Raw genomic sequence first — 26,744 nt, 5'->3', positions numbered from 1 at the left:
ACGACGACATGCCCCGCGTCGACCCGGCGCTCGCGGCGGCCCGCGCGGCCGTGCGGGCCGAGCTCGGCGACCTCGCGCGCGACGGCGGGCTGTCGGCGGGCGACCTGGTGCTCGTCGCCTGCTCCGGCGGCGCGGACAGCCTCGCGCTGGCGGCGGCCGCGGCGCTCGAGGGACCGCGCGTGGGCCGTTCGGTGCGCTCGGCGGGGTTCGCGGTGCGGGTCGGGGCGGTCGTCGTGGACCACGGGATGCAGGCGGGCTCGGACGCCGTGGCGGCCACGGCGGCCGCGCGCTGCCGCGACCTCGGCCTCGACCCGGTGCGGGTACGTCGCGTCCGGGTGGGCGCCGGCCCCGGCGCGGCCGGTCCGGAGGCCGCGGCCCGCGCCGCCCGGTACGCCGCGCTCGACGGCGTCGCCGAGGAGACCGGGGCCGTCGCCGTCCTGCTCGGCCACACGCTCGACGACCAGGCGGAGTCCGTGCTGCTCGGGCTGGCGCGGGGGAGCGGGGCGCGGTCGCTGGCGGGGATGCCCCGGCGCCGGGGCCGCTACCGCCGGCCGTTCCTCGGCCTGCGCCGCGCACAGACCGAGGCCGTGTGCGCCGCCGTCGGCGTCCACTTCTGGACCGACCCCACCAACCTGATGCCCGACGGCGCGGAGGCCGTCGACGGCGAGAGCGGCGCCGCCGTGCCCGCCCGCACGCGGGTGCGGGCCGCCGTCGTGCCGGTGCTGGAGGACGCGCTGGGGCCGGGCGTCGTCGAGTCGCTCGCGCGCACCGCCGGCCAGCTGCGCGCCGACGCCGACGCGCTCGACGCCCTGGCCGCCGACCTGCTCGCCGCGGCCACCCTTCCCGCCGGCGAGCCGTCAGAGGCCCGGCCCACCGGAGCACGCCAGGTCCCTGGCAGCACCCTGGTGCTCGACGTCGGTCCCCTCGCGGAGGCGCACGCCGCGCTGCGCCGGCGTGCCCTGCGGTCGGCGGCGCTGGCCGTCGGCTGCCCGCCCGGCGCGACGACGGCGCGGCACGTGGACGCCCTCGACGCGCTCGTCGTCTCGTGGCGTGGGCAGGGAGACGTCCACCTGCCGGGCGACGCCCGAGCGCTCCGCGCGTGTGGCAGGCTCTACCTGCGCCCCGCCGAGCCGCACCCCGCCGGGGCGGCGCACCCCCCAGACCCAACCCCGCCCCTCGAGGAGTGACCGTGGACCAGTCGGACGTCGAAGGCGACCTCGCCAACATCCTGCTCACCGAGGAGCAGATCGGCAGCAAGCTCGACGAGATCGCCGCACGGATCGACGCGGACTACGCGGGCCAGGACCTGCTGCTCGTCGGCGTCCTCAAGGGCGCCGTCATGGTGATGGCGGACCTCGCGCGCCGCCTGCACCACCCGGTGCAGATGGACTGGATGGCGGTGTCCTCGTACGGGTCGGGCACCAAGTCCTCCGGCGTCGTGCGCATCCTCAAGGACCTCGACGCCGACCTCACGGGCCGCAACGTGCTCATCGTCGAGGACGTCATCGACTCCGGGCTCACGCTCTCGTGGCTCGTCGCGAACCTGCGGTCCCGCGGCCCGGCGTCGGTGGAGATCGCGACCATGCTCCGCAAGCCCGACGCCGCGAAGGTGGACGTCGACGTGCGCTACGTCGGCTTCGACATCCCGAACGAGTTCGTCGTCGGCTACGGCCTCGACTACGCCGAGAAGTACCGCAACCTGCCGTTCGTCGGCACGCTCGCGCCGCACGTCTACAGCTGACGAGCGCCGTCGCGCCCTGGGCGAACACCCACGGTTCGTCCACACTCGGCGTGTAGCGTCGTGAACCACACGTTGCCCGACGGAAGGGAAGCGGGGAACCGTCCCCGTCGCCGATGAACATCAAGAAGATCCTGAGCGGCCCGATCATCTGGATCGTGGTCGGCCTGCTGCTCGTCTCGCTGGCCTTCAGCGCGTTCAACACCGAGCGGGTGTCGCGGATCGAGACCTCCCAGGGGCTCGAGCTGCTCGCCGGCGACACCGTCGACCACGCCCTCGTCGTGGACGGGGAGCAGCGCGTCGAGCTGGAGCTGAGCGAGAAGTACGTCACCGGCGCGGGCACCGAGAGCGAGCAGGACCACGGCACGAAGGTCGAGTTCTTCTACGTCGAGCCGCAGGGCGACGCCGTCGCGACGGCCGTCGAGAAGGCGGACCCCCCGAAGGGCTTCGACTCCGAGAACCCGCAGCCCAGCTTCTGGAGCTCGATCCTCGGGTTCCTCATCCCGTTCCTGCTCATCGGCGTCGTGTTCTGGTTCATCCTGTCGAGGGCGCAGGGCGGCGGCCGCAACGGCGTCATGGGCTTCGGCAAGTCCAAGGCCAAGCTGATCAGCAAGGACATGCCCCAGGTGACCTTCGCCGACGTCGCGGGCGTGGACGAGGCGGTCGAGGAGCTCCACGAGATCAAGGAGTTCCTCGAGGACCCGGCGAAGTTCCAGGCCGTGGGCGCCAAGATCCCCAAGGGCGTGCTGCTGTACGGCCCGCCCGGGACCGGCAAGACCCTCCTCGCGCGCGCCGTCGCCGGCGAGGCCGGGGTGCCGTTCTACTCGATCTCCGGCTCGGACTTCGTCGAGATGTTCGTCGGCGTCGGCGCCTCCCGCGTGCGCGACCTGTTCGAGCAGGCGAAGAACAACTCCCCCGCGATCATCTTCGTCGACGAGATCGACGCCGTCGGCCGCCACCGCGGGGCCGGCATGGGCGGCGGGCACGACGAGCGCGAGCAGACGCTGAACCAGATGCTCGTCGAGATGGACGGCTTCGACGTCAAGACGAACGTCATCCTCATCGCGGCCACCAACCGGCCCGACATCCTCGACCCGGCGCTGCTGCGGCCGGGCCGCTTCGACCGGCAGGTCGCTGTGGAGGCCCCCGACCTCAAGGGCCGCGAGCACATCCTCAAGGTGCACGCGCAGGGCAAGCCGATGGTCGAGAGCATCGACCTGGCCGTCGTCGCGCGCCGCACGCCCGGCTTCACGGGTGCGGACCTGGCGAACGTCCTCAACGAGGCCGCGCTGCTCACCGCGCGCAGCGGCGCCCAGCTGATCGACGACCGTGCGCTGGACGAGGCCATCGACCGCGTCATCGCCGGCCCGCAGAAGCGCACCCGCGTGATGAAGGTCAAGGAGCAGAAGATCACCGCGTACCACGAGGGCGGGCACGCCCTGGTCGCGGCGGCGATGCGCTACACGGACCCCGTCACCAAGGTGACGATCCTGCCGCGCGGCCGGGCCCTCGGCTACACGATGGTGATGCCGATGGAGGACAAGTACTCCACCACCCGCAACGAGCTGCTCGACCAGCTCGCGTACGCGATGGGCGGCCGCGTGGCCGAGGAGATCGTCTTCCACGACCCGACCACCGGCGCGAGCAACGACATCGAGAAGGCCACGGCGACCGCGCGCAAGATGGTCACCGAGTACGGCATGAGCGAGAAGGTCGGCGCGATCAAGCTCGGCAGCGGGTCCGGCGAGCCGTTCCTGGGCCGCGACATGGGCCACCAGCGCGACTACTCCGAGGCCGTCGCCGGCACCGTCGACCACGAGGTGCGCAAGCTCGTCGAGGCGGCGCACGACGAGGCGTGGCAGGTGCTCACCCAGTACCGCGACGTGCTCGACGACCTGGTGCTGCGCCTGCTGGAGAAGGAGACGCTCAACCAGGCGGAGCTCGCCGAGGTCTTCGCCCCCGTCGTCAAGCGCGAGCCGCGCGACGTGTGGCTGTCCAGCGAGCAGCGCACCGTGCACACGCGCGGCCCGATCATGACGGACGCCGAGCGCGCCGCGTCCAACGGCAACGGGCAGGTCGTCGTGCCGCAGGACGAGGCCGCCATCGTGGGCAACGAGAACGACCTGCAGGAGGCCGGGCCCGGCCTCGGCAGCGACACCGAGCCGCCGGCGACGGGGGACCACCGGTGACCGACCCGGTGACGGACCTGGGCATGCGGGCTGCCGTCGACGTGCCGCCGTACGACGCCGCCCGAGCGGAGGCCGCGGTCCGCGAGCTGCTGCTCGCGGTCGGCGAGGACCCGGACCGCGAGGGACTCAAGGAGACGCCGGCCCGCGTGGCCCGCGCGTACCAGGAGATCTTCGCGGGGCTCCGCCAGGAGCCGGAGGACGTGCTCACCACGACCTTCGACATCGGCCACGAGGAGATGGTGCTGGTCCGCGACATCGAGGTGTACTCGACGTGCGAGCACCACCTCGTGCCGTTCCACGGCGTCGCGCACGTGGGCTACATCCCCAACACCGACGGCCGCATCACGGGCCTGTCGAAGCTGGCGCGCCTCGTCGAGGTGTACGCCCGCCGCCCGCAGGTGCAGGAGCGCCTGACGACGCAGGTCGCGGACGCGCTGGTGCGCATCCTCGAGCCGCGCGGCGTCCTCGTGGTGGTGGAGTGCGAGCACCTGTGCATGTCGATGCGCGGGGTGCGCAAGCCCGGCTCGCGGACCGTCACGTCGGCGGTGCGCGGCATCATGCAGAACGCGACCACGCGCGCCGAGGCCATGAGCCTCATCACGGGACGGTGACCCGGGCATGACGGCGCACCCGCGCGACGCGGTGGTCGCCGGGCTCCCGGAGCTGTCCGGCGTGGGCCGGTGCCTCGTCATGGGCGTCGTGAACATCACGCCCGACTCGTTCTCCGACGGCGGCCGCTGGTTCGACGCCGACGCGGGCGTGCAGCACGGCCTCGACCTGCTGGCCGAGGGCGCCGAGATCCTGGACGTGGGCGGCGAGTCGACCCGGCCGGGCTCGGCCCGCGTGGACGAGGCGGAGGAGCTGCGCCGCGTGGTCCCCGTCATCGAGCGGCTGGCCACGCACGGCGCCGTCGTGTCGGTGGACACGACGCGCGCGTCCGTCGCCGAGGCGGCCGTCGCGGCAGGGGCGCGGATCGTCAACGACGTGTCGGGCAGCTACGCGGACCCCCGCATGGGGCACGTCGTGGCGGAGACGGGTGTGGCGTACGTCGCGATGCACTGGCGCGGCCACGCGGACGTCATGGACAGCCTCGAGGTGTACGACGACGTCGTCGCGGAGGTGCGCGACGAGCTCGCGGCGCGCATGGACTCGCTGGTCGCGGTGGGCGTGGACCCGGAGCAGCTCGTGCTCGACCCGGGCCTGGGCTTCTCGAAGGCCGGGGTGCTGAACTGGCCGATCCTCGCGCACCTGGACGCCCTGAGCTCCCTCGGCCGCCCGGTGCTGGTGGGCGCCTCGCGCAAGCGCTTCCTGGGGCACCTGCTGGAGGGCACGCGCGGCCTGTCCGCCGACGAGCCCGCGCCGCCCCTCGAGCGCGACGACGCCACCGCCGCGATCTCCGCGCTGTCCGCCGCCGCCGGCGCGTGGGCGGTGCGGGTGCACGCCGTGCGTGCCAGCGCCGACGCCGTCCGGGTCGCGGACGCCTGGACGTCGGCCTCCCGCGACGTGTTGGATGCCGGGATGACCGCACCGGTACACCCCACCCACGCCGTGGGCGGAGCAGGAACCGCCGCTGATGAGGAGGGCCCCTCGTGACGTTCGCCGCAGCCGTACCGGGACCGGACGGACAGCCGCTCGACCAGATCCGCCTCGCCGGCGTCACGGCGACGGGGCACCACGGGGTGCTCGCGCACGAGCGCGCCGACGGCCAGGTCTTCAGCGCCGACGTCGTGCTGCACCTGGACACCCGGGCCGCCGCGTCGTCGGACGACCTCGGGCAGACCGTGAGCTACGCGGACGTCGCCCAGGAGGTGCACGACGTCCTCGCGGGCTCCCCGGTCGACCTCGTGGAGACCGTCGCCGAGCGGATCGCCGCCGTCGTGCTGAGCCACGCGGCCGTGCAGGCCGTCGACGTGCGGGTGCACAAGCCGCAGGCGCCGATCCCGGTCCCGTTCGACGACGTCGCGATCGTCGTGCGCCGCGACCGCGCTCGCATGCCCGTGGTCGACGCCGCCCCGGCCGACGAGCCCGCCGAGACGGCGGTGCCCGTCGCTGCGGCCGTGCCCGTCCCGCCGCTCGAGCCGGCCGTGACGCACGCGCCCGTGCCGCCGGCCCCGGTCGCGGCGGTGCCGGTCGAGCCCGCCGAGGCCACGCCGCCCGCCGAGGCGCCCGCGCCGCCCCCCGCCGACCCGTTGGACGCCACCCCCGCGGAGCCGGTCGACGTCGTGCTGGCGCTCGGGGCGAACCTCGGGGACGCGCAGGTCACGCTCCGCCAGGCCGTGACGGACGTGGACCGCCTGCCGGGCGTGCAGGTCATGGAGGTCTCGCCGCTCGCCCGCACCGCCGCCGTCGGGGGGCCGGAGCAGCCGGACTACCTCAACGCGGTGCTCGTCGTGCGGACCACCCTGTCGCCGCGCGACCTGCTGCGCAGCACGCAGCAGGTGGAGGCCCAGCACGGTCGCGTCCGCGACGAGCGCTGGGGACCGCGGACCCTCGACGTCGACATCGTGCAGTACGGGTCGCTCGTCGTGACGGCGCCCGACCTCGAGCTGCCGCACCCGCGCGCGAAGGAGCGGGCCTTCGTGCTCGTGCCGTGGGCCGAGGTGGCGCCTGACGCGCTGCTCGGCGGGCCCGGCGGCGGCCCCGTCGGCCAGCTCGCGGTGACCGCCCCCGACCGCGCCGGCATCCGCTGGCTCGCGCTCGACTGGCTGACCGGCCCGACGCAGAGCACCGGGCAGGTCTCCGCCGCGGCGGCCGACGCGGCGCCGTCCACCCCGGTGCCGCAGTCCGCACCGGCGGCGCCCGCCGACGAGCCTGACGACCAGGCTGCCCACCAGCCCGGGCACGAGCCAGCCGACGCCGCCCAGGCGTCGTACGCGCCGGAGGCCCACGCCGAGTCGTACGCGCCGGGGCCCTCCACCCCGGAGACCTACGCCCCGGAGACCTACGCCCCGGAGACCTACGCCCCGGAGACCTACGCGCCGGAGGCGTACCCCGCGGAGCCCGCACAGACCCCCCGGTCCGCCGAGCCCACGTCGGGGAGCAGCCCGGTCGTGGAGCAGTACGTGCCCGAGCAGTACGCACCCGAGCAGTACGCACCCGAGCAGTACGCGCCGGAGCCGTACCTGCCGGTGCCCCCGGCGGCCGAGCCACCCGTCGTCGAGCCCCGGGTCGTCGAGCCGCCTGCCGTGCCGGAGCCGCGCCGGGAGGACCCGCCCGCACCGGAGGCGCGCGCCGTCGTGGCCGACCCGTTCGGCCCCGACCCCGACCAGCCGCTCATGCCGCGCCCGTTCGCTCCCGTCGGGTCGCCCGCGCCGATCCCCGCGGAGCCGCGCGGCGACGCCCCGGAGGCCCCGCACGCGCCGGTGCCCCCGGCCCCGGCGAGCCCGTTCCCCGCGCCCGCCGACCCGTCGGAGCGGCCGTCGGGCCCGGCGGCGCCGCCCGCCGCGTCGTCGTTCGCCCCGCCGGCCCCGCGGCACGACCCGGTGCCGCCGGCCCCCGCGCCCGTCGCCGACCTGCCCGCCTTCCCGGACCCGTTCGCCCCGCTGCCGGAGGCGCACCCCGGCCCGCTGCCCGGTCACGCCGCCCCGCAGGAGCGGTTCGGGGAGGACGGCCGCTGAGATGCGCCGCACCTCCGTCCGCCTCCTCGCCGTCGTCGCCGCCGTGGTGGCGGTCGGCGGTGCCGGGCTGCTCCGGCTGCTCGAGTCGCGCGGCGTCTACCTGCCCACCGTCGCGTGGGTGGAGGACGTCGCGATGCTCGCGCTGGCGGGCGTCATCTTCTGGATGGGCTGGGCGGTGCGCGCGTACCAGAAGGGCGACCGCCCGGACCTCGACCCGATGCGCGCGGCCCGCACGTTCGTGCTCGCCAAGGCGGGGGCGCTGACCGGAGCGCTGCTCGCCGGACGGTACGTCGCGAGCCTGCTCGTCGTCCTGGGTCAATTGCAGATCGAGGCGCGCCGCGACCAGGCGGTCGCCGCCGCCGTCGCGGCGGCGTGCGCCGTGGTGCTGTGCGTCGTGGGGCTGGTCGTGGAGAAGTTCTGCCAGCTGCCGCCGTCCGACGACCCCGACGGGGGCGACACCGAGGAGCACGCGGACCCCTTGCCGTCGTGACCGGCACCGCCGGTCCAGACCGGCGCAGACCGGTGTCGTCCGGAGGTCGGACGCGGGACGGTGCGGATGGGCCGGTCGGACGATGTGGCCGGCGGGTCCCCGGATGGAAGGATGGACCCATGACCAGCATCCCCGCGGGCGCCGACCCGTCGACCACGCGGCAGACGGGCCCCTTCGACCCGCCCGGCGTCGTCTGGCAGGGCGTGTCGCCTCGGCTCGTCCCGGCGCGCCTCATCTCGACGTCCGTGACGCTGGCCCTGCCGATCGTCGCCGGCGTGGTGCTCGCCGTCCTCGTCTCGCCGTGGTTCTGGCTGCTCGCCGGGGTGCCGGCCGCGCTGCTGGTGTGGGCGCTGCTGCTGGTGCCGCGCCAGGTCCGCGCGATCGGGTACGCGGAGCGCGACGACGACCTGCTGATCCGCAAGGGCATCATGTTCCGCACGCTCGTCGTCGTGCCCTACGGCCGCATGCAGTACGTGGACGTGGAGGCGGGTCCGCTGGACCGCAAGCTCGGCATCGCGAAGGTGCAGCTGCACACCGCGTCGGCCAGCACCGACGCGGACATCCCCGGCCTCGTGCCCGACGAGGCAGAGCGCCTGCGTGACCGCCTCACCGCGCGGGGCGAGGCGAGGCTGGCGGGCCTGTGAGCGAGCCGAGCCCCGAGCGGGCCCCTGAGACGGGTCACGCGCCGACGCACGAACCGGCCGGGCAGGAGCAGGGCGGGCAGGAGCAGGGCGGGCAGGAGCAGGCCGGGCAGGAGCAGGAGTGGCGCCGCGTGCACCCGGTCACGCCGTTCGTGCGGGGCTGGGCGGCCGTGGTGGCGATCCTCGTCATCGGCGGGCAGCAGGTGCTCGACGACGTGTCGAACGCGGTCAGGGCGGTCGACTCGATCCGCAGCCTGTGGTGGGTGGTGATCCTCGCGCTGGTGCTGCTCGTCGCGATCATCTTCGGCTACGCGGCGCTGGCCTGGCGCATGACGGCGTACGCGGTGGACGACGACGCCGTGCGGCTGCGCAAGGGCATCCTGTTCCGCCAGCAGCGGCACGCCCGCCTCGACCGGCTGCAGGCGATCGACGTGCGGCAGCCGCTGCTCGCGCGGTTGTTCGGGCTGGCGGAGCTGCGCCTGGAGGTGGCGGGCGGCTCCGACTCGGGCGTGGCCATCGGGTTCCTCAAGGAGGCGGACGCGCAGCGCCTGCGTGCCGACCTGCTCGCGCGCGCGGCCGGGGTCAAGGCGGCCCGCCGCACCGACCTGTCCGACGCACGGCCCACCGGGGCAGGCCCAGCGCCGGACACCACGACGGCGCCCGCGGACCTGTCGGACGCCCGGCCCGCAGGAGCAGCCCACGCGTCCGACGACGGGCAGGACGGCGTCGCGCCCGAGGCGCCCGAGCGCCAGGTGTACGAGGTGCCGGCGACGCGCCTGCTGCAGTCGCTGCTGCGGATGCCGGGCGTGTGGATCGGCGTCCTGGTGCTCATCGGCGTCGGGGTGGCCGTCGCCGTCACCCGCGAGGTGAGCATCCTGTTCTCGGCGCTGCCCGCGATCCTCGGCGTCGGCGGCTACATCTTCCAGCGGTTCGCGGGGGAGTTCGGCTTCCGGGCCGCGCTGTCGCCGGACGGCATCCGGTTGCGCCACGGCCTGCTGGAGACCCGCGCGCAGACGATCCCGCCGGGCCGCGTGCAGGCGGTGTCGCTCACGCAGGGCCCGCTGTGGCGCGGGCCCGACTGGTGGCGCGTCAAGGTCAACGTGGCCGGCTACGGCGGCGGAGAGGGGCAGCAGCAGGGCGAGCAGCAGCACGTGCTCCTGCCGGTCGGGCCGCGCGAGGAGGCGCTCACGGCGCTGTGGCTCGTGCTGCCCGACCTCGAGGTCGAGAACCCCGACGAGACGCTGGCGCTGCTCGACGAGGCCCTCACCGGCGACGCCCGCACGGACCGCTGGTTCGTCACCAGCCCGCGCAGCGCCCGCCTGCTCGACCCGTGGAGCTGGCGCCGCAACGGCTACGCGGTCACGGGCCGCGCGCTGCTGGCGCGCGGGGGCCGCTTCGTCCGCTCGCTCGAGGTGGTGCCGCACGAGCGCACCCAGTCCCTCGGGATCGAGCAGGGGCCGTGGCAGCGACGGCGCGGCCTCGCGTCGTTCGTGCTGCACTCGACGCCCGGCCCGATCAGCCCGGCCGTCCACCACCTCGCCGAGGACGAGGCCGCGCGCCTGCTCGGCGAGCAGTCCTCCCGCGCCCGGGCCGCCCGCGCCCACGCGGGGCCGGAGCGCTGGATGGAGGGGCGAGGATGAGCGCGCCCGACGACGACCGCCCGGATTCCGCGCCGTCGTCCGCACCATCGTCGGTCCCACCGTCCGGGCGCCCCGGCCGCCTCGGCGTCGGCGTCGTCGGCGCCGGCCGGGTGGGCGCTGTCCTCGGTAGCGCGCTGCGCGCGGCGGGCCACACGGTGGTGGGCGCGAGCGGGGTCAGCGAGGAGTCGCGGGAGCGGATCGCGACGCTCCTGCCGGGCGTGCCGCACCTCGAGGTGACCGACGTCGTGGAGCGCGCCGAGATGGTGCTGCTCGCGGTGCCCGACGACGCGCTCGCGGAGGTCGTGAGCGGCCTGGCGACGCTCGGCGCGTGGCAGCCCGGGCAGCTCGTCGTGCACACGTCCGGCCGGTACGGCGTGGGCGTCCTCGACCCGGCGCGGAAGGCCGGTGCCATCCCGGTGGCGCTGCACCCGGCGATGACGTTCACGGGCACGTCGCTCGACCTGCACCGGCTGGAGGGCTGCACGTTCGCGGTCACGGCGCCGTCGGCCGTGCAGCCGATCGGCCAGGCGCTCGTCGTCGAGGTCGGCGGGGAGCCGGTGATCGTCGCGGAGGAGGCCCGCGGGCTCTACCACGCGGCCCTCGCGCACGGCGCGAACCACCTCGTGGTGCTGGTGGCGCAGGCCGCCCAGGCGCTCGCGGCGGCCGGCGTCGAGCAGCCGGGGCGCGCGCTCGCGCCGCTCCTGTCCGCCGCGCTCGACGGCGCGACGCGCGCCGCCGACGTGCCCGACGGGCCGGGGGCGATCACGGCCCTCACCGGCCCGGTGTCGCGCGGCGACGTCGGCACGGTGCGCACGCACCTCGACGCCCTGCGGGCGCTGGCGGCCGGGACGGGCGCCACCGACGTGCCGGCGTCGTACACCGAGCTGTCGCGCGGTGCCACGAGCCGTGCGCTCGCCGCCCACCGCATCGACGACCGCGCGGCCCGCGAGCTGCTCGACGCCCTCGCGCCGCCGCCCGCGTCCCACCCCGACGACCCGCAGGAGCCCCGATGACCACCACCCCGCACGCGCCCGCCGTCGTGAGCTCCCGGGCGGACCTGCACGACGCGCTCGGGGCATGGACGCTGTCCGGCCCGGAGCCGACGGACCGCCGCGCCGTCGTCATGACCATGGGCGCCCTGCACGAGGGGCACCTGCAGCTGGTGCGGGCGGCCCGCGAGGCGGCCGGCCCCACCGGCCAGGTGATCGTGACGATCTTCGTCAACCCGCTGCAGTTCGGTGCGGGGGAGGACCTGGACCGCTACCCGCGCGACCTGGACGGCGACGTCGCGAAGCTGGCGAGCGTCGGCGCGGACGTCGTCTTCGCGCCCACCCCGGACGTCGTCTACCCCGACGGCGACCCGATCGTGCGGGTGTCGGCGGGCCGGGTCGGCGAGGTGCTGGAGGGCGAGACGCGCCCCGGCCACCTCGACGGCGTGCTCACCGTGGTGCTCAAGCTCATGCACCTGACGCGCCCCGACGTCGCGCTGTTCGGGGAGAAGGACGCCCAGCAGCTGCTGGCCGTGCGCCGCATGGTGCGCGACCTGGACGTGGACGTCGAGGTGCTCGGCGTGCCGATCGTGCGCGACGCCGACGGGCTCGCGCTGTCCTCGCGCAACGCCTACCTGTCCGACGACGAGCGGGCCTCGGCGCTCGCGCTCTCGAGGGCCCTGCGCGCCGGCGCGGACGCGGCCGGCGGGGGTGCGTCGGCGGTCGTGGAGGCGGCCTCGGGAATCCTGGACGGGGCCGCGGGCGTTGAGGTCGATTACCTCGCACTCGTCGACCCGACTACCGTGGACCCGGTGCCCGCGGACTTCCGCGGCCCCGCCCTCCTCCTCGTGGCGGCGCGTACGGGCGCCACCCGACTGATCGACAACCAGGCCGTGGACCTCGCCGGCAGCCCTGCCAGCGGCCCTGCTACCGGTGAGGACCCCCAGGAGAACGCCAGTGACTGAGCACGCGAACCGCCCCGCCTCCCTGCAGCGGCCGATGATGATCGGCAAGATCCACCGCGCCACGGTGACGCAGGCGGACCTGCACTACGTCGGCTCGATCACCATCGACGCCGACCTCCTCGACGCGGCCGACCTCTACCCGGGCCAGCAGGTCGACGTGGTGGACGTCACCAACGGCGCCCGCCTCACGACCTACGTCATCCCGGGCGAGCGCGGCGGTCGCCAGGTGAGCATCAACGGCGCGGCCGCGCACCTGGTGCACCCCGGGGACACGGTCATCGTCATCGCGTACGGCACGATGTCGGACGCCGACGCGCGCACGTACTCCCCGGCCGTCGTGTTCGTCGACCCGGAGAACCGGATCGTCGAGCTCGACGACGACCCGGGACAGGTGCCCGACGGCTTCGGCCTGGAGTCCAGCGGCGTGCCCTTCGCGGCCGTCCGGTGACGCCCCCGGTGAACCGTCCGTGACCGGGCCGCGGCTGGCCCGCGCCCTCGCCGCCCCCGCCCCCGGCTGGACGACGGCCGCCGACGCGATCGTCGTCGGCACCGGCATCGCCGGGCTGACCGCGGCGCTGGAGCTGCGCTCGCGCGTGCCGCGCGTGCTGCTCGTCACCAAGGGCGCGCTCTCGTCCGGCTCCACGGTGTGGGCGCAGGGCGGCATCGCCGCGGCCCTGCACCCCGACGACACCCCCGACGCCCACCTCACGGACACGCTGGCGGCCGGCGGCGGCCTCAGCGACCCGGAGGCCGTGCGCGTGCTCGTCACGGAGGGCCCGGACCGCGTGCGCGAGCTCGTGGCCCGCGGCACGTCGTTCGACGTCGGCCCGGACGGCGGCATCGCCCTCACCCGCGAGGGCGGGCACCGCGCCGACCGCATCGCGCACGCCGGCGGCGACGCGACCGGGGCCGAGATCTCCCGCGCCCTGGTCGCGCAGATCGAGGCGGTGCGCGACGACCCGGGCATCGAGGTGCTCGAGAACGCGCTGGTGCTCGACGTCCTCACCGGAGCCCCGGGCCCCGACGGGCACCGCTCGGTCGCCGGCGTCACGCTGCACGTGCGCGGCGCGGGCAGCCGCGACGGCGTGGGGGCCGCGCTGGCACCGGTCGTGGTGCTCGCGACCGGCGGCATCGGGCAGGTGTTCCGCTCGTCGACCAACCCGCCCGGCGCGACGGGGGACGGCATCGCCGCCGCGCTGCGCGCGGGCGCGGCCGTGGGCGACCTGGAGTTCGTCCAGTTCCACCCCACCGTGCTGTGGCAGGGCATGGGAGCCAAGGGGCAGCTGCCGCTCATCAGCGAGGCGGTGCGCGGCGAGGGTGCGCTGCTGCTCGACGTCGACGGCGCCCGTTTCATGCCGGCCGAGCACGAGCTGGCCGAGCTGGCGCCGCGGGACGTCGTCGCGCACGCCATCGTGCGGCGGATGGCCGCGACGAACGCCGACCACGTGCTGCTCGACGCCCGCCACCTCGGGGCGGGCTTCCTGCGCCGCCGCTTCCCGACCATCACGGCCCGCCTGCTGGCCCAGGGCATCGACTGGACCGAGGAGCCGGTGCCGGTGGCGCCCGCCCAGCACTACCACTCGGGCGGCGTCGTGACCGACCCGCGCGGCCGCACCTCGGTGCCCGGCCTGTACGCGGTCGGGGAGGTGGCGTGCACGGGCGTGCACGGCGCCAACCGGCTGGCCTCCAACTCGCTGCTAGAGGGCCTGGTCTTCGCCCACCGCGCCGCGCGCGACGTCGTGCGGCAGGTCGAGGACGGCGGGCCACGCCGGGCCCCCGAGCCCGAGGAGCGCCCGGGCGGGGCGGCGCTCGTCGCGGCGGCAGCCCGTTCGCGCGTGCAGCGCGCGACGTCGGACGGCGCGGGCCCCGTGCGGTCGGCGGAGTCGCTGGAGCGCGCAGCGCAGGCGCTGGCCGGGGTCCGGACGGACGCTCACCGCGCGACCGACGTCGTCGCAGACCCGCAGGTCGCCGAGTGGGAGACCACCACCGTGCACCAGGTCGCCAGCGCGCTGGTGCACGCCGCCCGCGTGCGCGAGGAGTCCCGCGGAGGGCACTTCCGCACCGACTTCCCCGCGCCGGACCCGGCGTGGCGGCGCCGCGTCACGCTCGCCCTCGACGAGGACGGCACCCTCCGCGAGGTGGAACGAGCCCGCGAGGTAGTACCGAATCTGCCGAGGTAGTACGAGACTCCGCGAGGTAGCACTCGGCAGGCCCGGTACCACCTCGCGGAGGGTAGCGTTGCGCACCGTGACCGACCTGCGCCCGGACCTCTCCCGCGACCTGCCCGTGCACGACCAGCCGTCCGCCGTCGAGCCCGGGCTGGACGCGGCATGGGTCGCCCGCGTCGTCGAGACCGCGCTGGACGAGGACCTCGGCGCGGCGCCCGGCCGCGACGTCACGACGCAGGCCACGGTGCCGGCGTCGGCCACGGGCACCGCGGACCTCGTGGCCCGGTCGGCGGGCACCGTCGCGGGGCTCGTCGTGGTGGCGGAGGTGCTGCGCCAGGTCGCCGGTCGTCTCGGGCTCCCGGCCCCGACCGTGACGTTCCACGCGCAGGACGGCGACGCCGTCACGCCCGGGCAGGTGCTCGCCGCCCTCGCGGGCCCCGTGCAGGTGCTCCTCGTCGCGGAGCGGACGCTGCTCAACCTCGCCTCCCGCGCGTCGGGGGTCGCGACGGCGACGGCGGCCTGGTCGCGCGAGCTCGCCGGCACGGGCGCCCAGGTGCTCGACACCCGCAAGACGACGCCGGGCCTGCGAGCCCTGGAGAAGTACGCCGTCCGCGCCGGCGGGGGCACCAACAAGCGCATGGGCCTGCACGACGTCGCGATGGTCAAGGACAACCACGTCGTCGCGGCGGGCTCGGTGCGGGGTGCGATCGGCGCCGTCCGCCGCACCTTCCCCGACGTGCTGGTCCAGGTCGAGGCCGACACCACCGCCCAGGCGATGGAGGCGCTCGACGCCGGCGCGGACTTCCTGCTGCTCGACAACATGCCCACGCCCGTCCTCGCCGCGACCGTCGCCGCGGTCCGCGAACGCCAGGGGCGCGACGGCGTGCCCCCGCACGTCGAGCTGGAGGCGACGGGCAACCTCACGCTGGACCGGGCCCGCGAGGTCGCCGGCACCGGCGTCGACTACCTGTCCGTCGGCGCGCTCACGCACTCCGCCCCGATCCTCGACCTGGCGCTCGACCTGCGCGCGTGATCCCGGCCCGCGGCGTCCTGACCGCGTCCGACCCCGCCGGGCGGGTGTGAGGTGCGTCGCCCGTAGAATCGACGGGTGACCTCCCCGCAGAACCCCGCCTCCGCCGTGCCCGCCGTCGACCCCGCGATCGACTCCGCGGCCACGGACGACCTCCCGGAGCAGATGCGCGTGCGCCGGGAGAAGCGCGACCGGCTCCTGGAGCAGGGCGTCGAGCCCTACCCGGTGAGCCTGCCGGTCACGCACTCGATCGCCGAGGTCCGGGCCGGCTACGAGCACCTCGAGGCCGGCCAGGAGACGGACGACGTCGTCGGCGTCGCCGGCCGCGTCGTGTTCCTGCGCAACACCGGCAAGCTGTGCTTCGTCACCCTGCAGGACGGCGAGGGGCGCCGCCTGCAGGCGATGCTCAGCCTCAAGGAGGTCGGCGAGGAGTCGCTGGCGTCGTTCAAGACCGACGTCGACCTGGGCGACCACCTGTTCGTGCACGGCCGGGTGGGCTCCTCCCGGCGCGGCGAGCTGAGCGTGTTCGCCGACAGCTGGGCGATGGCGGCCAAGGCCCTGCGCCCGCTGCCCGTGCTGCACAAGGACCTCTCGGAGGAGGCGCGGGTCCGCCAGCGGTACGTCGACCTCATCGCACGGCCCGCGGCCCGCGAGATGGTCCGCACCCGCGCCGGCGTCGTCCGCTCGATGCGCGACAACTTCCACGACCGCGGGTTCCTCGAGATCGAGACGCCGATGCTGCAGACCATCGCGTCCGGCGCCTCGGCGCGCCCGTACCGCACGCACATGAACGCGTACGACATCGACCTCTTCCTGCGGATCGCGCCGGAGCTCTTCCTCAAGCGCGCGGTCGTCGGCGGCATCGAGAAGGTTTTCGAGATCAACCGTAACTTCCGTAACGAGGGCGCGGACTCGACGCACTCTCCGGAGTTCGCGATGCTCGAGGCCTATGAGGCGTACGGCGACTACAACACGATCGGCGCGCTCACCCAGGATCTCGTGCAGAAGGCCGCTCTCGACGTTCTCGGCACCACGACGGTCACCCTTCCGGACGGCGAGGAGTACGACCTCGGCGGCGAATGGGCGCAGATCACGATGTACGGATCTCTCTCGGAGGCGATCGGCGAGGAGATCACGCCCGAGACGACCGTCGACCACCTTCTCGCCCTCGCCGAGAAGGCCGAGATCTCGGTGGACCCGAAGAAGTCGAACCACGGCAAGCTCGTCGAGGAGCTGTGGGAGCACCACGTGGGCGACGACCTCTACGCGCCGACCTTCGTGCGCGACTTCCCGGTCGAGACCTCTCCGCTGGTGCGCGCGCACCGCACGATCCCGGGTGTCGTCGAGAAGTGGGACCTGTACGTGCGCGGCTTCGAGCTGGCCACGGGGTACTCCGAGCTCGTGGACCCCGTCGTCCAGCGCCAGCGGTTCGAGGACCAGGCGCGCCTCGCCGCCGCGGGCGACGACGAGGCGATGGCGCTCGACGAGGACTTCCTCACCGCGATGGAGCACGCGATGCCGCCGTCGGGCGGCATGGGCATGGGCGTCGACCGGCTCCTCATGGCGCTCACCGGCCTCGGAATCCGCGAGACCATCCTTTTCCCGCTCGTCAAGCCGACGGCCTGAACGAAAGTCATCCCATGGACACCTTTCTCGCGATCATGAGCGGGCTCGCCCCGTCGGTCGGCGTGGGCCTGCTGTTCTGGCTCGCGATGCGCAAGATCCTGCACGCGGACCGGAACGAGCGGATCGCGCTCGAGAGGATGGACGCGGAAGAGGCGGCGGCCGCTGCGGCCGCGGCCCCCGAAACCGAAACTCGCTGAATTCTGTCGCGCGATTCCCATTCCGGGGATTCGGATTGACAATCGAGTGACCCGAGGGGCATTCTCACTTCTGTCCGAATATCGTGACCGAGGGGAATTCACGTGGTCCAGAAGCAGCAGATCGTCCTGATCGACGATATCGACGGGGGCGACGCCGACGAGACCGTCACCTTCGCGCTCGACGGGGTCTCGTACGAGATCGACCTCACGGCCAGGCACGCGGCCGAGCTCCGGGACGCTTTCGCCACCTGGATCGGTCACGGTCGCAAGACCACGACGCGGCTGGGCGGCGGCACGCGGAGCGCCGCCCGTCGCACCGGCACCGACCGCGCGCAGCTCGCCAAGATCCGCGAGTGGGCCCGCGAGAACGGCCACAAGGTGAGCGACCGCGGCCGTATCCCCAGCTCCGTCCTCGAAGCCTACGAGGCCGCCCACTGACGGCTGCGTGAGCATCCCGCACGACCCCCGACCGGGCTCCGGTCGGGGGTCGTGCGCGTTCCGGGGCGGCGGTCGTGCGGTCATAGGCTGAGGCCATGACGGAACGGGACGCGCGGGCGCAGCTCTGGGTCGGCACCTACCCGCAGCCGGGCGGTGGCCCCGGCAGCGGGGAGAGCATCTGGCGGGTCGCCCTGGGCCCGGACGGCGCGGTGGAGGCGGCGGCGCCGGCCGTGGCCGCCACGTCGCCCTCGTTCCTGGCGCTGCACCCGACCGGCCGCACGCTCTACGCGGTGGGCGAGACCCCCGCGGGGACGCTCTCGGCGTTCCGCGTGGAGGACGCCGACGACGGCGCCCGGCTCGCGCCGTCGGGCTCCCTCGCGTCCGGGGGCGACGACCCGTGCCACGTGCTGGCCCTCGGGGGCACCGTGTGGGTCGCGAACTACGGCGACGGCGTCGCCGCGTCCGTGGACGTCGACCCGGCGACGGGCGACCTCGCGGCGGAGGGTGTCGTCGCGCACCCCGGCGTGGGCAGCGGGCCCGTCGTCGAGCGGCAGGCCGGCCCGCACGCGCACTTCGTGGCCGAGGCCGGCGACGGCGTGCTGGTGTGCGACCTGGGCGCCGACGTCGTGCGGCGGTACCCCGCCAAGGGCGCCGAGGCGGGCGCCGCGGCCGACGTCGCCGCCGTCCTGCCGCCCGGCACCGGGCCGCGCCACCTCGTCACGCTGCCGGACGGCTCGCTCGTCGTCGTCGGGGAGCTCGACGCCCGCGCGCACGTGCTGGTGCGCGACGGCGCCGGGTGGACGGCCGCGGCGGCAGTGCCGGTCTCGCCGGCGGCGGAGGCGGGCCGCGACTTCCCCGCGCACGTCACGCTGAGCGCCGACGGCACGCGCCTGCACGTCGGCCTGCGCGGCGCGGACCTGCTCGCCGTGCTCGCGGTGGCGACGGACGGCGGGACGCCGGTCCTGCGGCACCTCGCCGACGTCCCGCTCGGCGACGGCGCGTGGCCGCGCCACCACGCCGTCCTCGGCTCCGCGCAGCCCGGCACGGACGCCGACGGTGCCGAGACCGTCGTCGTCGCGCTGCAGGGCCGCAGCGAGCTCGCGACGGTCCGGGTCGACCCCGCGACGGGCACCGGCGAGGTGGTGGCGCGGCACGCGCTGCCGACGCCTCCCGCCTGCGTGCTGGAGTCGTGATGACCACCCCCGGCGAGCGGCCCGGTCCGCGGGTGGCGATGCTGTCGGTGCACACGTCGCCGCTCGACCAGCCCGGCACGGGGGACGCGGGCGGCATGAACGTCTACGTCATGGAGCTGGCCCGCGCCCTGGCCCGCCGGGGGGCGGAGATCGAGATCTTCACGCGCGCGACGGCGTCCGCGCAGCCGCGCTGGGTCGACGTCGAGCCGGGGATCCGGGTGGTGCACGTGTCCGCGGGCCCGTACGAGGGGCTGGACAAGAACGACCTGCCGGGCCAGCTCTGCGCGTTCACCGCCGGCGTCCTGCGGGCGGAAGCCCACCGCCCGCCGCACTGGTACGACGTCGTGCACAGCCACTACTGGCTGTCGGGGCAGGTGGGCTGGCTGGCCGCCGAGCGGTGGGACGTCCCGCTCGTGCACACCATGCACACGATGGCGCGCGTGAAGAACGCGGCCCTGGCCCCGGGGGACACCCCGGAGCCCGTGGGCCGGGTCGTGGGGGAGGAGCAGGTGGTCGAGGCCGCCGACGGGCTGGTCGCCTCGACCCGCGAGGAGGCCCGTGACCTCGAGCAGGAGTACCGCGCCGACCCGGACCGCGTCCACGTCGTGGCGCCCGGCGTCGACCTCGAGGTCTTCCGCCCGCTCGAGCCAGCGGTGGGGGAGGACGCCGACGCGGCGCGCCGCGCCCTGCGCGAGCGGCTCGGCCTGCCCACCGACCGGAAGATCGTGCTGTTCGCGGGCCGCGTCCAGCTCCTCAAGGGCCCGGACGTCCTGGTCCGCGCGCTCGGGGTGCTGGCCGACCACGCGAGCTCCGGCGACGCCGCCGAGCCCGAGGCGTGGTGCGACGGCGGCGGCTCGCGCGTGCCGACCCTTGTCGTGCTGGGCGGCGCCAGCGGCCGCGCGACGGCGGTGCGCGAGCTCGAGGCGCTGGCCCACCAGGTCGGTGTCACCGACCACCTCGACGTGCGCCCGCCGGTGCCGCGCGAGGAGCTGGTCGACTACCTGCGCGCGGCGGACGTCGTCGCGGTGCCGTCGCACAACGAGTCGTTCGGCCTGGTGGCCGCCGAGGCGCAGGCGGCGGGGACCCCGGTCGTCGCGGCCGCGGTGGGCGGGCTGCAGACGGTCGTGGTGGACGGGACGTCCGGCGTCCTCGTGCCCGACCACGGCCCGTGGACGTGGGCGCGCGAGCTCGGCGACCTCCTCGCCGACGACGAGCGTCGCGCCCGCCTCGCCGCCGGTGCCCGGCGCGCCAGCGAGCGCTTCAGCTGGGACCGCGCCGCCGCGGCGATGCTCGACGTGTACGCCCAGGCGGCGAAGGTGCACCGGGCCCGCTCGTCGCGGTAGCCCGGGAATGGATCGCCCGGGCAGGGAATTGCACGTGGCATGCCGATCACCGGAGAGTACGTCCCCAGCCCGTCCACCCGTGCCGCGAACCAGGTCGAGCAGTACGAGAGCTCGGGCGGCACCAAGGGCACGACGATGCGCGGGATGCCCGTCGTCATCCTCACGACCGTCGGCGCGAAGACCGGCGCACTCCGCAAGGCCCCGCTGATGCGCGTGGAGCACGACGGCACGTACGCCGTCGTCGCGTCGCTGGGCGGCGCCCCGAAGCACCCGGTCTGGTATTACAACGTGCTGGCGAACCCGCGGGTGGAGCTCCAGGACGGCCCGGAGAAGCACGAGTACGTCGCGCGCGAGGTCACCGGCGACGAGAAGGCGCTCTGGTGGGAGCGGTCGGTCGCCGCGTACCCCGACTACGCGGACTACCAGACGAAGACCGACCGCGAGATCCCCGTGTTCGTGCTCGAGCGCGCGGACTCCTGACCCGGCCGCTCGATCCGGCCGCTCGATCCGGACGGCGCGAGTCCGGGATCCGACCCGCGGTGCGGGCGGCGCCGGGCAGCAGGCAGGATGGACCCCATGACCTACACCCTCGTGCTGCTCCGCCACGGCGAGAGCGAGTGGAACGCGAAGAACCTCTTCACCGGCTGGGTGGACGTGCCGCTGTCGGAGAAGGGCACCGCGGAGGCGAAGCGCGGCGGCGAGCTGCTCAAGGAGTCGGGCGTCACCCCCGACGTCGTGCACACGTCGCTGCTGCGCCGCGCCATCAACACGGCGAACCTGGCCCTCGACGCCGCCGACCGCCACTGGATCCCGGTCAAGCGCAACTGGCGCCTCAACGAGCGCCACTACGGCGACCTGCAGGGCAAGGACAAGAAGCAGGTGCGCGACCAGTACGGCGAGGAGCAGTTCATGCTCTGGCGCCGTTCCTACGACGTGCCGCCGCCCGAGATCGAGCTGGGCTCGGAGTTCTCGCAGGACTCGGACGTCCGCTACGCCGGTGAGCCCATCCCGCGCGCGGAGGCCCTCAAGCAGGTGCTCGACCGGGCCCTGCCGTACTGGGACGGGGAGATCGTCCCGGACCTCCAGGCCGGCAAGACCGTCCTGGTCGCCGCGCACGGCAACTCGCTGCGCGCCATCGTCAAGCACCTCGACGGCGTCGACGACCAGACCATCGCCGGGCTGAACATCCCCACGGGCATCCCGCTGGTGTACGAGCTCGACGAGGAGACGCTGAAGCCGACCAACCCGGGCGGCACGTACCTCGACCCCGAGGCCGCGAAGGACGCCATCGCGGCGGTCGCGAACCAGGGCAAGTAACACCGGGCCCCGTCCCTCGGACGGCCCACGGCACGACGGCGCCGCACCCTCCCGGGTGCGGCGCCGTCGTCGTCCGAGGGGACCGGGCGGTCAACCCAGTCCGGTCCGGAACCCCTCGCGCCAGCTCGCGAACCGCGGCGCCCAGCCCAGCTCGCGTCGCGCCTTGGCGTTGGACGACGCGCGGACCGTCGTCATCATGGCCGTCCCCAGCTGGCCGAGCATCGGCCGGGCGAGCCAGGCCGGCAGCCGCATCGGCCGCCGCCCGCCGAGCTGCTCGGCCAGGTACGGCAGCCAGTCGGCCACCCGTGCCGGGTCGTCGTCGACGACGTGGTAGATCCCCGGCGCGCCGTGGTCGACGGCGGCCGCCGCCGCCGTCGCGGCGTCGTCGACGTGCATGAACGACCACATGCCCGTGCCGCCCCCCACCACGGGGAAGCGCCCGCGGCGGACCAGGTCGGCCACGGCGCCCGTGCGCGAGAGGGCCTGGCCTGGCCCGTAGAACGCCCCGTAGCGCAGGACGACGCCCTCGACGCCCGGCGTGCCGGTCACCGCACGCTCGAGGTGCACGATGGCGCGCAACGACCGGACGGCCTCCTTGCCGGGGTCGCCGGTGAGGGGGTCCTCCTCGGTCTTCACCAGGGCGCCGGCCCGCTCGTTGGGCCACCCGGTGTAGCTCTGGGCCACGAACCGCCGGGCCCCCGCCGCGACGGCCGCGGCGAGCAGGGAGTCGGTGCCCTCGGTCCGCAGCCGGTTGGTGACGGCGAAGTCCTGGTCGAAGCGGCGGAAGTCGCCGGAGATCGACGACAGGGCGGTGAGCTGGTGCACGACGACGTCCGGCGCGGCGGCCGTGACGGCGTCCCGGACGGAGCCGGGGTCCAGGCCGTCCATGACGACCCCTTCCGCCCCCGCGGCACGCACCGCCTCGAGGCGCGGCTCGCTGCGTGCGGTGCCGACGACCTGGTGTCCCGCCGAGAGCAGCAGCGGCACCAGCCTGCTGCCGACGGCTCCGGTCGCTCCGGCGACGAGGACCCTCATGGTGGTCTCCTCTCCTCAGCCTCTCGACGGTACGGCGGGCCGCGGTGTGACGGCCCTCCGGCGGCCTGCTGGCAGCATGGCGGCGTGACCACCGGCATCGACCTCGCCCGCGCGTACCACGACGACGTCGTCCGCCCCCTGCTGCAGGCGTGGCGTCCCGGCCTGCCGTACGCCGCGGGCCGGCTGGGCAGCGGGTCCGACGTCCTGGGGCTCGACGACGCGACGTCGCGCGACCACGACTGGGGGCTGCGGCTCACGCTGCTGGTCGACGAGCGGGACGTCGCGGCCGTCGACACCCACCTGGAGGGCGCGCTGCCGGCCGAGCACGCGGGCCTTCCGGTGCGGTTCGCCACGACCTGGGACCCGGTGGTGCGCCATCGTGTCGAGGTCGCGAGCCCGCGCGGGTTCGCGACCTCGCGGCTCGGGCTCGACCCGACGACCGACCTCGACGCCGTGGGTTGGCTGGCGCTCACGGGGCAGAGCGTGCTGGAGGTGACAGCCGGCGCCGTCTTCCACGACGGGCCGGGGGAGCTCACCGCGATCCGGGACCGGCTCGCCTGGTACCCGCACGACGTGTGGCTGCACGTCCTCGCGGCCGAGTGGGCGCGGGTCGGGCAGGAGCTGCCGTTCGTCGGGCGCACCGGGGTACGGGGGGACGACACCGGGTCGCGGGTGCTCGCCGCGCGGCTGGCGGGTTCCCTGCTGCGGCTCGGCCTGCTGCTGGAGCGGCGCTGGCCGCCCTACCCCAAGTGGCTCGGCACCGCGTTCGCGGGCCTCCCGTCGGCCGTGACCGCGGGCCCGCACCTGGACCGGGCGCTCGCGGCCACGACCTGGCAGGAGCGGGACGCCGCGCTCGGCGCCGCGTGCGACGCGCTGCACGAGCGGCAGCGCGAGCTGGGGCTGCCGGCCCTCGACGGCCCCGCGACGGAGCCGTTCTTCGACCGCCCGTCCCGCGGGCTGCGCGCGCTGCCCGAGCTGTTGCGGGACGCCGCCGGGGACGCCGTGCGCGGCCTGCCCGGCGCCGTCGAGCAGTGGGTGGACGCCGTCGACGTCCTCATGGACGGCCCCCGCCGCGTCGCGCTGGTCCGCGGCCCCTCGGGTGCCGCGTCCTCTGAGCCGAGGTAGTACGAGAAACGGCGAGGTAGTACGAAGCTCCGCGAGGTAGTACTACCTCGCGGAGCTCGTACTACCTCGCCGGCAGGGGGACTACCTCGCGGAGCCCGGAACTACCTCGCGGGCGGTCAGGCGTCGGTGCGGGCGTGCTCGTCGTCGAAGTTGCCGGTGACGAGGAACGTGATGCGGCGCGCGACGGAGACGCCGTGGTCGCCGAACCGCTCGTAGTAGCGGCCGAGCAGCGTGACGTCGACGGTCTCCTGCGTGGTGCCGGGCCACTCCGGGTCGAGCGTCGCGGCGAAGGTGTCCTGGTGCAGGGCGTCCAGGAGGTCGTCGTCCTGCTGCACCTCCGCGGCGAGGGCGACGTCGCGCGTGGCGAGCAGCGCCGTCGTGCGCTGCGCGACGTGCACCGCCGCGCCGTGCATCTTGACGAACGTCTCGCGGGCGGGCGCGGGCACGGCCTGGGCGGGGTACCGCCCGCGGGCGATCTCGGCGACGTGCCGGGCGAGGTCGCCCATCCGCTCGAGCGAGGCGCTGATGCGCAGCGCGGAGATGACGACCCGCAGGTCGGTGGCGACGGGCTGCTGCTGGGCCAGCAGGTGCACGCAGCGCTCGTCGAGCTCGCTCTCGAGCCGGTCGATCGCGTGGTCGGAGGCGATCACCTCCTGCGCGAGCTGGTGGTCGGCCTCCAGCAGGGCGTCGCCCGCGCGCCGGATGGCCGACTCGACGAGCCGGCTCATCTCGATGAGGTCGTCACCGACCTGGCGCAGCTCGGCCTCGAAGATCTCTCGCATCGCAGTCCTCTCGGGGTAATAGGTCTGCTGCCAGCCTGACACGGCTCGTGGACGGGCCGGGGGCGCCCAGGTGAACTCCGGGAGGGTCGGAGGTGAACAGTGGGCGACGGCTCGCTGAGCAGTTCCGCTCCGCGACGGATTCCCGGGCCACCGCGACCTACGCTTGCCTCGTGGACGGAATCATCCAGGGCGTGACCGCGGTCGTCGCGGGCATCTTCGGGGTCGTGGTGGGCGTGATCGCGACCCTCGCCTTCCGCTTCTCCGAGCGTGTCCAGCGCCGGTCGCCCGAGGCAGCCCCCGCCGAGCTCGACGAGGGGCTCGTCCGCGTGCTCGCGGTGCTGCGGTCGGCCGCGGTGGTCCTGGACGAGGACGACGACGTCGTGCGGGCGTCCCCTCCGGCGTACGCGCTGGGCGTGGTGCGCAACGACGCCCTGCAGCACCCGGCGATCGTCGACCTGGTGCGCGAGGTGCGTCGGGACGGCGTGATCCGCGAGAAGGAGCTGGAGCTGCCGCGCGGCCCGATCGGGTCGGGCACGGTGCTGCTGCAGGTCCGGGTGGCGCCCGTCGGCCCGGACAAGCTGCTCGTGCTCGCCGAGGACCGCACCGAGGCCCGCCGCGTCGAGGCCATCCGCCGCGACTTCGTCGTCAACGTCTCGCACGAGCTCAAGACGCCGGTAGGGGCGCTCGCCCTGCTGGCGGAGACGGTGCAGGACGCCGCGGACGACCCGGTCGCGGTGCGGCGCTTCGCCGAGCGCATGCAGGCGGAGGCGCAGCGCCTGTCCGCCCTGGTGCACGAGATCATCGAGCTGTCCCGGCTGCAGGTGGCGGGCGCGCTGCAGGAGGTCACGACGATCCCGGTGCGCGACGTCGTGGCCGAGGCCGTGGACCGCGCCCGCACCACCGCGCAGGCGAAGAACATCACGATCACGGTCGGCGGCTCGGCCGACGTCCTCGTGTACGGCGACCACAACCTGCTCGTCACCGCGGTGCGCAACCTGCTCGACAACGCCGTCGCCTACTCGCCGGAGAACACCCGCGTGGGGCTGGGGGTGCGCGTGCGCCGCGGCCTGGTCGAGATCGACGTCGTCGACCAGGGCGTGGGCATCGCCCCCGACGAGCACGACCGGGTCTTCGAGCGCTTCTACCGCGTCGACCCGGCACGCTCGCGCGACACGGGCGGCACCGGCCTGGGCCTGAGCATCGTCAAGCACGTGGCGGCCGACCACGGCGGCGACGTGCAGATCTGGTCCGAGCCGGGCAAGGGCTCGACGTTCACCCTGCGCATCCCCGCGGCCGACGTGCCGCAGGAGCTCGCGCAGGGCGACCCGGAGCTCACCGCGGGTCACGCCGACCAGCACGACCATCAGCACACCCATCAGCACACCCATCTGCACAACCATCAGCACAACCGAGGCACGACGGACGAGGAGGTAGGTGCGTGACGCGCATCCTGGTGGTCGAGGACGAGGAGTCCTACCGGGACCCCCTGACATATCAGCTCACCCGCGAGGGTTTCGAGGTCGTGGAGGCCTCGAACGGGGTCGACGCGCTGGCCGCCTACGACGACGGCGGCGCCGACCTGGTGCTGCTCGACCTCATGCTGCCCGGCCTGTCCGGCACGGAGGTGTGCCGGGAGCTGCGGCAGCGCGGCGACGTGCCCGTCATCATGCTCACGGCCAAGGACTCCGAGATCGACAAGGTCGTGGGCCTCGAGCTGGGCGCCGACGACTACGTCACCAAGCCGTACTCCTTCCGCGAGCTGCTGGCCCGCATGCGCGCGGTGATGCGCCGGCGCGGCCCCGCGGCCCCCGAGGCGGCCTCGAACGGGCACGACGACGACGGCGAGCCCGTGCTCGAGGTCGGCCCGGTGCGGATGGACGTGGAGCGGCACACCGTCACGGTGGGCGGCGACGCGGTGTCGCTGCCGCTCAAGGAGTTCGACCTGCTGGAGCTGCTGCTGCGCAACGCCGGCCGGGTGCTCACCCGCGGGCAGCTCATCGACCGGGTCTGGGGTGCGGACTACGTGGGCGACACGAAGACGCTCGACGTTCACGTGAAGCGCATCCGCTCCAAGATCGAGGCCGACCCGGGGGCACCGCAGCTCCTGCTCACCGTCCGCGGCCTGGGCTACAAGCTCGCGGACGAGCCCGCCTGACCCTGCCGAGGTAGTACGAGATCCGCCGAGGTAGGACGGGCGGCCGCGCATCCTTGCGCGGACGCC

26 protein-coding genes are annotated in these 26,744 nt (G+C 75.0%); 24 read left to right on the top strand and 2 right to left on the bottom strand.

Annotation, left to right across the window (positions count from 1 at the left end; genetic code table 11):
* Positions 1-8 precede the first annotated feature (8 nt).
* The 21 genes from tilS (at position 9) to ACFQ8T_RS19985 (ending at position 21,581) form a co-directional block, all read left to right on the top strand.
* Positions 9-1,187, top strand: coding sequence for a tRNA lysidine(34) synthetase TilS (gene tilS / locus ACFQ8T_RS20085; RefSeq protein WP_430548239.1), 1,179 nt, complete (start codon positions 9-11; stop codon positions 1,185-1,187).
* A gap of 2 nt (positions 1,188-1,189) precedes the next feature.
* On the top strand, positions 1,190-1,741 hold the full coding sequence (gene hpt / locus ACFQ8T_RS20080; protein WP_429766771.1) for a hypoxanthine phosphoribosyltransferase: 552 nt from the start codon (positions 1,190-1,192) through the stop codon (positions 1,739-1,741).
* Positions 1,742-1,854: 113 nt separating this feature from the next.
* Entirely contained in the window at positions 1,855-3,927 is a 2,073-nt protein-coding gene (ftsH, locus tag ACFQ8T_RS20075; RefSeq protein ID WP_430548238.1) for an ATP-dependent zinc metalloprotease FtsH, read from the top strand.
* Between the two features lie 23 nt (positions 3,928-3,950).
* Positions 3,951-4,538 (top strand): GTP cyclohydrolase I FolE, encoded by a 588-nt coding sequence (gene folE / locus ACFQ8T_RS20070; protein WP_430548262.1) that lies wholly within the window; start codon positions 3,951-3,953, stop codon positions 4,536-4,538.
* A 7-nt stretch (positions 4,539-4,545) separates the two neighbouring features.
* Positions 4,546-5,520 (top strand): dihydropteroate synthase, encoded by a 975-nt coding sequence (folP, locus tag ACFQ8T_RS20065; protein ID WP_430548237.1) that lies wholly within the window; start codon positions 4,546-4,548, stop codon positions 5,518-5,520.
* Entirely contained in the window at positions 5,517-7,544 is a 2,028-nt protein-coding gene (gene folK, locus ACFQ8T_RS20060) for a 2-amino-4-hydroxy-6-hydroxymethyldihydropteridine diphosphokinase (RefSeq protein ID WP_430548236.1), read from the top strand. The genes folP and folK overlap by 4 nt, the downstream gene beginning before the upstream one ends.
* Before the next feature lies 1 nt (position 7,545).
* The gene (locus ACFQ8T_RS20055; RefSeq protein ID WP_430548235.1) at positions 7,546-8,034 is read left to right on the top strand and encodes a DUF3180 domain-containing protein; all 489 of its coding nucleotides are present in this window, start codon (positions 7,546-7,548) and stop codon (positions 8,032-8,034) included.
* A gap of 119 nt (positions 8,035-8,153) precedes the next feature.
* Positions 8,154-8,678: a PH domain-containing protein gene (locus ACFQ8T_RS20050; protein ID WP_430548234.1), complete on the top strand. Its 525-nt coding sequence runs from the start codon at positions 8,154-8,156 to the stop codon at positions 8,676-8,678.
* Positions 8,675-10,315, top strand: coding sequence for a PH domain-containing protein (locus tag ACFQ8T_RS20045; RefSeq protein ID WP_430548233.1), 1,641 nt, complete (start codon positions 8,675-8,677; stop codon positions 10,313-10,315). Before ACFQ8T_RS20050 ends, ACFQ8T_RS20045 begins: the two co-directional genes overlap by 4 nt.
* Positions 10,312-11,328 carry a Rossmann-like and DUF2520 domain-containing protein gene (locus ACFQ8T_RS20040; protein WP_430548232.1) on the top strand — a complete coding sequence of 339 codons (1,017 nt, stop codon included), beginning with the start codon at positions 10,312-10,314 and terminating at the stop codon, positions 11,326-11,328. Before ACFQ8T_RS20045 ends, ACFQ8T_RS20040 begins: the two co-directional genes overlap by 4 nt.
* Positions 11,325-12,269: a pantoate--beta-alanine ligase gene (gene panC / locus ACFQ8T_RS20035; protein ID WP_430548231.1), complete on the top strand. Its 945-nt coding sequence runs from the start codon at positions 11,325-11,327 to the stop codon at positions 12,267-12,269. The genes ACFQ8T_RS20040 and panC overlap by 4 nt, the downstream gene beginning before the upstream one ends.
* Positions 12,270-12,303: 34 nt before the next feature.
* Entirely contained in the window at positions 12,304-12,717 is a 414-nt protein-coding gene (gene panD / locus ACFQ8T_RS20030; RefSeq protein ID WP_429734367.1) for an aspartate 1-decarboxylase, read from the top strand.
* 19 nt (positions 12,718-12,736) lie between these two features.
* Positions 12,737-14,449 carry an L-aspartate oxidase gene (locus tag ACFQ8T_RS20025; protein ID WP_430548230.1) on the top strand — a complete coding sequence of 571 codons (1,713 nt, stop codon included), beginning with the start codon at positions 12,737-12,739 and terminating at the stop codon, positions 14,447-14,449.
* Between the two features lie 76 nt (positions 14,450-14,525).
* Positions 14,526-15,470, top strand: coding sequence for a carboxylating nicotinate-nucleotide diphosphorylase (nadC, locus tag ACFQ8T_RS20020; protein WP_430548261.1), 945 nt, complete (start codon positions 14,526-14,528; stop codon positions 15,468-15,470).
* Positions 15,471-15,632: 162 nt separating this feature from the next.
* Entirely contained in the window at positions 15,633-17,093 is a 1,461-nt protein-coding gene (lysS, locus tag ACFQ8T_RS20015) for a lysine--tRNA ligase (RefSeq protein WP_430548260.1), read from the top strand.
* A gap of 14 nt (positions 17,094-17,107) precedes the next feature.
* Positions 17,108-17,290 (top strand): hypothetical protein, encoded by a 183-nt coding sequence (locus tag ACFQ8T_RS20010; RefSeq protein ID WP_430548229.1) that lies wholly within the window; start codon positions 17,108-17,110, stop codon positions 17,288-17,290.
* Positions 17,291-17,392: 102 nt separating this feature from the next.
* Entirely contained in the window at positions 17,393-17,728 is a 336-nt protein-coding gene (locus tag ACFQ8T_RS20005; RefSeq protein WP_430548228.1) for an Lsr2 family protein, read from the top strand.
* Positions 17,729-17,823: 95 nt separating this feature from the next.
* Complete coding sequence (locus ACFQ8T_RS20000; RefSeq protein ID WP_430548227.1) at positions 17,824-18,921, top strand: lactonase family protein; 1,098 nt, start codon at positions 17,824-17,826, stop codon at positions 18,919-18,921.
* Positions 18,921-20,264, top strand: a complete 1,344-nt coding sequence (mshA, locus tag ACFQ8T_RS19995; RefSeq protein ID WP_430548226.1) for a D-inositol-3-phosphate glycosyltransferase — start codon at positions 18,921-18,923, stop codon at positions 20,262-20,264. Before ACFQ8T_RS20000 ends, mshA begins: the two co-directional genes overlap by 1 nt.
* Before the next feature lie 39 nt (positions 20,265-20,303).
* Positions 20,304-20,744, top strand: coding sequence for a nitroreductase family deazaflavin-dependent oxidoreductase (locus ACFQ8T_RS19990; RefSeq protein ID WP_430548225.1), 441 nt, complete (start codon positions 20,304-20,306; stop codon positions 20,742-20,744).
* A 96-nt stretch (positions 20,745-20,840) separates the two neighbouring features.
* Positions 20,841-21,581, top strand: coding sequence for a phosphoglyceromutase (locus ACFQ8T_RS19985; RefSeq protein WP_429766794.1), 741 nt, complete (start codon positions 20,841-20,843; stop codon positions 21,579-21,581).
* Between the two features lie 90 nt (positions 21,582-21,671).
* Here ACFQ8T_RS19985 and ACFQ8T_RS19980 read toward each other — a convergent pair whose 3' ends face one another.
* Entirely contained in the window at positions 21,672-22,616 is a 945-nt protein-coding gene (locus tag ACFQ8T_RS19980) for an NAD-dependent epimerase/dehydratase family protein (protein ID WP_430548224.1), read from the bottom strand.
* Positions 22,617-22,700: 84 nt separating this feature from the next.
* Here ACFQ8T_RS19980 and ACFQ8T_RS19975 point away from each other — a divergent pair, with 84 nt between their 5' ends.
* Positions 22,701-23,741: a DUF4037 domain-containing protein gene (locus ACFQ8T_RS19975; protein ID WP_430548223.1), complete on the top strand. Its 1,041-nt coding sequence runs from the start codon at positions 22,701-22,703 to the stop codon at positions 23,739-23,741.
* Positions 23,742-23,857: 116 nt separating this feature from the next.
* Here the strand turns inward: ACFQ8T_RS19975 and phoU are convergent, their stop codons facing one another.
* The gene (gene phoU, locus ACFQ8T_RS19970) at positions 23,858-24,523 is read right to left on the bottom strand and encodes a phosphate signaling complex protein PhoU (RefSeq protein ID WP_430548222.1); all 666 of its coding nucleotides are present in this window, start codon (positions 24,521-24,523) and stop codon (positions 23,858-23,860) included.
* Between the two features lie 170 nt (positions 24,524-24,693).
* Here phoU and ACFQ8T_RS19965 point away from each other — a divergent pair, with 170 nt between their 5' ends.
* Both ACFQ8T_RS19965 and ACFQ8T_RS19960 read left to right on the top strand, forming a co-directional pair.
* A complete protein-coding gene (locus ACFQ8T_RS19965) occupies positions 24,694-25,965 on the top strand; it encodes a sensor histidine kinase (protein ID WP_430548221.1) in 1,272 nt (423 codons plus the stop codon).
* Entirely contained in the window at positions 25,962-26,678 is a 717-nt protein-coding gene (locus ACFQ8T_RS19960; RefSeq protein ID WP_430548220.1) for a response regulator, read from the top strand. Before ACFQ8T_RS19965 ends, ACFQ8T_RS19960 begins: the two co-directional genes overlap by 4 nt.
* Positions 26,679-26,744 lie beyond the last annotated feature (66 nt).

This window comes from Isoptericola sp. NPDC056618, assembly GCF_042792715.1.
In the GTDB taxonomy this organism is placed as follows: domain Bacteria; phylum Actinomycetota; class Actinomycetes; order Actinomycetales; family Cellulomonadaceae; genus Isoptericola; species Isoptericola nanjingensis.
Note: the sequence above shows the minus strand (reverse complement) of the source record. Positions and strands in the feature narration are given on the sequence as shown.